Source organism: Neisseria flava (genome assembly GCF_982712965.1).
In genome coordinates, this window is the sequence record NZ_CEXQBZ010000089.1 from 1 (window position 1) to 4,286 (window position 4,286).

General features: G+C 48.4%; 5 protein-coding genes, 1 tRNA gene and 1 pseudogene. 5 read left to right on the forward strand and 2 right to left on the reverse strand.

Annotated elements, in window-relative coordinates; genetic code table 11:
- Nucleotides 1–255: 255 nt before the first annotated feature.
- Together rpmA and rplU are read right to left on the reverse strand one after the other, a co-directional pair.
- A complete protein-coding gene (gene rpmA, locus AC5M9B_RS04570) occupies nt 256–528 on the reverse strand; it encodes a 50S ribosomal protein L27 (RefSeq protein ID WP_002212328.1) in 273 nt (90 codons plus the stop codon).
- A gap of 25 nt (nt 529–553) precedes the next feature.
- On the reverse strand, nt 554–862 hold the full coding sequence (gene rplU / locus AC5M9B_RS04575; protein WP_003763980.1) for a 50S ribosomal protein L21: 309 nt from the start codon (nt 860–862) through the stop codon (nt 554–556).
- Nucleotides 863–1,124: 262 nt separating this feature from the next.
- Here rplU and AC5M9B_RS04580 point away from each other — a divergent pair, with 262 nt between their 5' ends.
- From AC5M9B_RS04580 to AC5M9B_RS04600, 5 genes and pseudogenes are all read left to right on the forward strand, one after another.
- On the forward strand, nt 1,125–2,099 hold the full coding sequence (locus AC5M9B_RS04580) for a polyprenyl synthetase family protein (RefSeq protein ID WP_209282994.1): 975 nt from the start codon (nt 1,125–1,127) through the stop codon (nt 2,097–2,099).
- A 5-nt stretch (nt 2,100–2,104) separates the two neighbouring features.
- Nucleotides 2,105–2,551 carry a DUF441 domain-containing protein gene (locus tag AC5M9B_RS04585; RefSeq protein ID WP_019271144.1) on the forward strand — a complete coding sequence of 149 codons (447 nt, stop codon included), beginning with the start codon at nt 2,105–2,107 and terminating at the stop codon, nt 2,549–2,551.
- A 4-nt stretch (nt 2,552–2,555) separates the two neighbouring features.
- Nucleotides 2,556–2,630: transfer RNA gene (locus AC5M9B_RS04590), tRNA-Arg, on the forward strand.
- A 218-nt stretch (nt 2,631–2,848) separates the two neighbouring features.
- Nucleotides 2,849–4,033, forward strand: coding sequence for a 5-demethoxyubiquinol-8 5-hydroxylase UbiM (gene ubiM / locus AC5M9B_RS04595; RefSeq protein WP_209282995.1), 1,185 nt, complete (start codon nt 2,849–2,851; stop codon nt 4,031–4,033).
- A 112-nt stretch (nt 4,034–4,145) separates the two neighbouring features.
- Nucleotides 4,146–4,286: pseudogene (locus AC5M9B_RS04600) on the forward strand (IS5/IS1182 family transposase); the annotation flags it as partial.

The following is a 4,286-nucleotide window of genomic DNA, read 5'->3' on the forward strand; positions in this document are numbered from 1 at the left end:
TGCCTCGCCTTGCCGTACTATCTGTACTGTCTGCGGCTTCGTCGCCTTGTCCTGATTTAAAGTTAATCCACTATAAATTCCCGCCACAATTTGTCCTTACGCAGAAAGAGACTGAATGACGACTGATGACAGGTGTCGTATCAAAAACCAAATGACCCGGCTAATGTCGACCTGTAAAACTACTCAACCTGACACAAACAAAAAAGCTGTATTCCCTAAGAAATACAGCTTTTTCAATATCACGATAAACTCGGATTATTCTTCAGAACCGGTGTAAGGACGGATGCTGACCGTTTTACGGTTCAGCGCGCCTTTGGTTTTGAATTCAACATAACCGTCAACTTTGGCGAACAAAGTGTGGTCTTTGCCCATGCCTACGTTGTCGCCGGCATGGAATTTGGTACCGCGTTGGCGGACGATGATGGAACCTGCCGGAATCAGCTCGTTGCCGTAGGCTTTTACGCCCAAGCGTTTGGCTTCTGAATCGCGACCGTTGCGGGTGCTACCGCCTGCTTTTTTACTTGCCATTTGTAATACTCCTAAGTTTCAAAAATTAGGCGATTGCCACGATTTCGATTTGGGTGAAATTTTGGCGATGGCCTTGGCGTTTTTGGTAGTGTTTACGGCGGCGCATTTTGAAAATGCGTACTTTCTCGCCGCGACCATGGGCTACTACTTTAGCTGTTACTTTTGCGCCTTCAATGAAAGGAGCGCCAACTTTTACAGATTCACCGTCAGCAATCATCAAAACTTCGGTCAGTTCGATTTGGCTGTCGAGTTCGGCTGGTATCTGTTCTACTTTCAATTTTTCGCCAACGGCAACTTTATATTGTTTGCCGCCGGTTTTTACGACCGCGTACATACTCAACTCCATGAGAATTATGGTTAATATCCCGCACACCATTGTGCGAAACATGGCATTCTATTGCTATTTGCCTGTTTTGTCAAAGTTTATTTCGTTTGTGGGGTCAGGGTCGTCTGAAAGATGTGTCAAACGGGCTTTGCTGCTATAATCGCGCGTTGGATTGCCGATATTTTTTATGCGGCAATATTATTTCCGCCTTATACCCAACCCATTTATTTATACGGCAAGCCTGCTTCATTTTGCTGACTGAGAATGTGTTATGCTCGAAAACCTGCCTTATTTCCAACGCCATCTGCCTGAAGACCTTTCGCGGGTCAATGAAGTAATCAACCAAGCGGTTCAGTCTGATGTCGCGCTGATTTCGCAAATCGGTACTTATATTATCAGTGCCGGCGGTAAGCGTCTGCGCCCGATTATGACAATTTTGGCAGGCAAGGCGGTCGGCTATGACGGAGATAAGCTTTATGCTTTGGCGGCGATGGTGGAGTTTATCCACACTTCGACTCTGCTGCACGACGATGTGGTCGATGAAAGCGATTTGCGCCGCGGACGTGAAACGGCGAATAATCTGTTCGGCAACGCGGCGGCGGTGTTGGTCGGCGACTTTTTATATACGCGCGCTTTCCAGTTGATGGTTGATTCCGGCAGTATGCGCATTTTGGAAGTCATGGCGGATGCAACCAATATTATTGCCGAAGGCGAGGTCATGCAGCTGATGAACATCGGCAATACCGACATCACCGAAGCGCAATATGTTCAAGTGATTCAATATAAAACAGCCAAATTGTTTGAAGCGGCAGCACAGGTCGGCGCGATTTTGGGTAATGCCTCTCCTGAGCATGAGCAGGCGCTGAAAGATTACGGCATGTATGTCGGTACGGCGTTCCAAATTATTGATGATGTTTTGGATTATTCGGGTGAAACTGAAGAAATCGGTAAAAACGTCGGCGATGATTTGGCAGAAGGCAAACCGACTTTGCCGCTGATTTATCTGATGCGCAACGGGGCGAAACAAGTGGCGGACGATGTGCGCCACGCTTTGGAAAATGCGGACCGCAGCAGTTTCCAAAAAATCCATGATTATGTCGTCCATTCCGATGCGCTGACTTATTCGATTTCCGAAGCACGTAAAGCAGTTGAGCAAGCAGTGGCTTCTTTGGCTGTGCTACCTGACAGCGAAGTCAAGCAGGCGATGGTTCAGTTGGCTGAGGAATCATTGGCACGGGTTTCTTAAATCCGATGAATTTCAACTTCGTCCCGATGTTTCTGGTGACGCTGATTTTTCTCGGTGTCGTCAGTAACAACAACTCGATTACGATTTCAGCAGCAATTTTGCTGTTAATGCAGCAGACTGCTTTGTCGCAATATATTCCTTTCATGGAAAAACACGGCTTGCATTTTGGGATTATTTTGCTGACAATCGGGGTCTTAAGCCCGCTGGTTTCAGGCAAGGTTCAAATTCCGCCGCTGTCAGAGTTTGTCAATTTTAAAATGATTGCCGCTGTATTAATCGGTATCCTTGTTGCCTGGCTGGCAGGACGCGGTGTACCGCTGATGAGCGAACAGCCCGTGTTGGTAACAGGTCTTTTGATCGGTACGGTTATCGGTGTGGCGTTTATGGGCGGCATTCCGGTCGGTCCGCTGATTGCCGCAGGATTATTATCATTTATAGCAGGAAAAGTTTAACACGCTCGCCATAGTTCAACGGATAGAACGTATGCCTCCTAAGCGTAAAATACAGGTTCGATTCCTGTTGGCGAGGCCACCACTGCAAAATATGTCGTATTGAATACCCACCATCTGCAATCCGACATTACCGAATTCTTGATTTACATTAAGACCAAAGTAAAATTTCCCCTGGTCATTTACATCTCTCTTTTTTCTCCATCTATTTTGCTATAATCACACCCAGTTCTCTTTTTCAGACGACCTTACTCCAAGATCCCCTGAAACCTCCATTCCATTAAATAAAAAGGATGCCTTATGAGCTTACACAGCGATATTCTCGTCGTAGGTGCGGGACCGGCAGGACTCAGCTTTGCAGCCGAACTGGCCGGAAGCGGTTTAAAAGTTACCCTGATTGAAAAAAGTCCCCTGGAGGTTTTGCAAAATCCGCCTTACGACGGCAGGGAAATCGCCCTAACCCACCTGTCCCGCGAAATTATGCAACGCTTGGGCATGTGGGATTTGATTCCCAAAGACGAAATTTACCCCTTGCGCGATGCAAAAGTCTTGAACGGGCAGTCCGATTACCAACTCCACTTCCCGCAACCGACCCAAGCACGCGGCGAACCTGCCGACTGCTTAGGTTATCTGATTTCAAACCACAATATCCGCAAAGCTGCTTATGAAGTCGTATCCAAACTGGAAAACGTTACCATCCTGACCGGTACCGGCGTCAAAGAAGTCAAAACTTCCGAAGACGAAGCCCAAGTCATCTTGGAAAACGGCGAAGTTTTGAGCGGCCGCCTACTCTTGGCAGCAGACAGCCGCTTCTCCCAAACCCGCCGACAACTGGGCATTTCCTCCGATATGCACGATTACAGCCGCACCATGTTTGTCTGCCGCATGAAGCATACCCTGTCTAACCAGCATACCGCTTACGAATGCTTCCACTACGGCCGCACCATCGCCCTGCTGCCTTTGGAAGAACACCTGACCAACACAGTCATTACCGTCGATAGCGACAAGGCAGACACCATCAAAAAAATGTCTCCCGAAGAATTGGCAGCCAGCGTCAAAGAGCAGCTCAAAGGCCGTTTGGGCGATATGGAATTGGTCAGCACCATTCACAACTACCCCTTGGTCGGCATGATTGCCCAACGCTTTTATGGCAAACGCAGCGCCTTAATCGGCGACGCCGCCGTAGGTATGCACCCTGTTACCGCACACGGTTTCAACTTGGGCTTATCCAGCGCAGACCTCTTGGCAAAACTGATTCTCGAAGCGGAACAACGCGGTCAAGACATCGGCGCCGCCAGCCTGCTGGAAAAATACAGCACCAAGCATATGCTCCATGCCCAACCGATTTACCACGGCACCAATATGCTGCTCAAACTCTTTACCAATGAAACTGCGCCCGCCAAAATCCTGCGCGGCTTGGTATTGCGTGCCAGCAACAACTTCCCGCCGCTGAAAAAACTGATTACCAAACAACTGACCGGCTAATGCGTTTAAACACATCAAAAGGTCGTCTGAAACGCTTTCCAGACGACCTGAGACCTTTGCAAAATTCCCCAAAATCCCCTAAATTCCCACCAAGACATTTAGGGGATTTTCCATGAGCACCTTCTTCCAGCAAACCGCACAAGCCATGATCGCCAAACACATCGACCGCTTCCCGCTATTGAAGTTGGATCAGGTGATTGATTGGCAGCCGATCGAGCAGTACCTGAATCGTCAAAGAACCCGTTACGTCCGA

What these genes read in the sequence shown, in the direction of transcription:
- rpmA (WP_002212328.1), bottom strand. Translation starts at nt 528, where the DNA reads ATGGCAAGTAAAAAAGCAGGCGGTAGCACCCGCAACGGTCGCGATTCA.
- rplU (WP_003763980.1), bottom strand. Translation starts at nt 862, where the DNA reads ATGTACGCGGTCGTAAAAACCGGCGGCAAACAATATAAAGTTGCCGTT.
- AC5M9B_RS04580 (WP_209282994.1), top strand. Translation starts at nt 1,125, where the DNA reads ATGCTCGAAAACCTGCCTTATTTCCAACGCCATCTGCCTGAAGACCTT.
- AC5M9B_RS04585 (WP_019271144.1), top strand. Translation starts at nt 2,105, where the DNA reads ATGAATTTCAACTTCGTCCCGATGTTTCTGGTGACGCTGATTTTTCTC.
- ubiM (WP_209282995.1), top strand. Translation starts at nt 2,849, where the DNA reads ATGAGCTTACACAGCGATATTCTCGTCGTAGGTGCGGGACCGGCAGGA.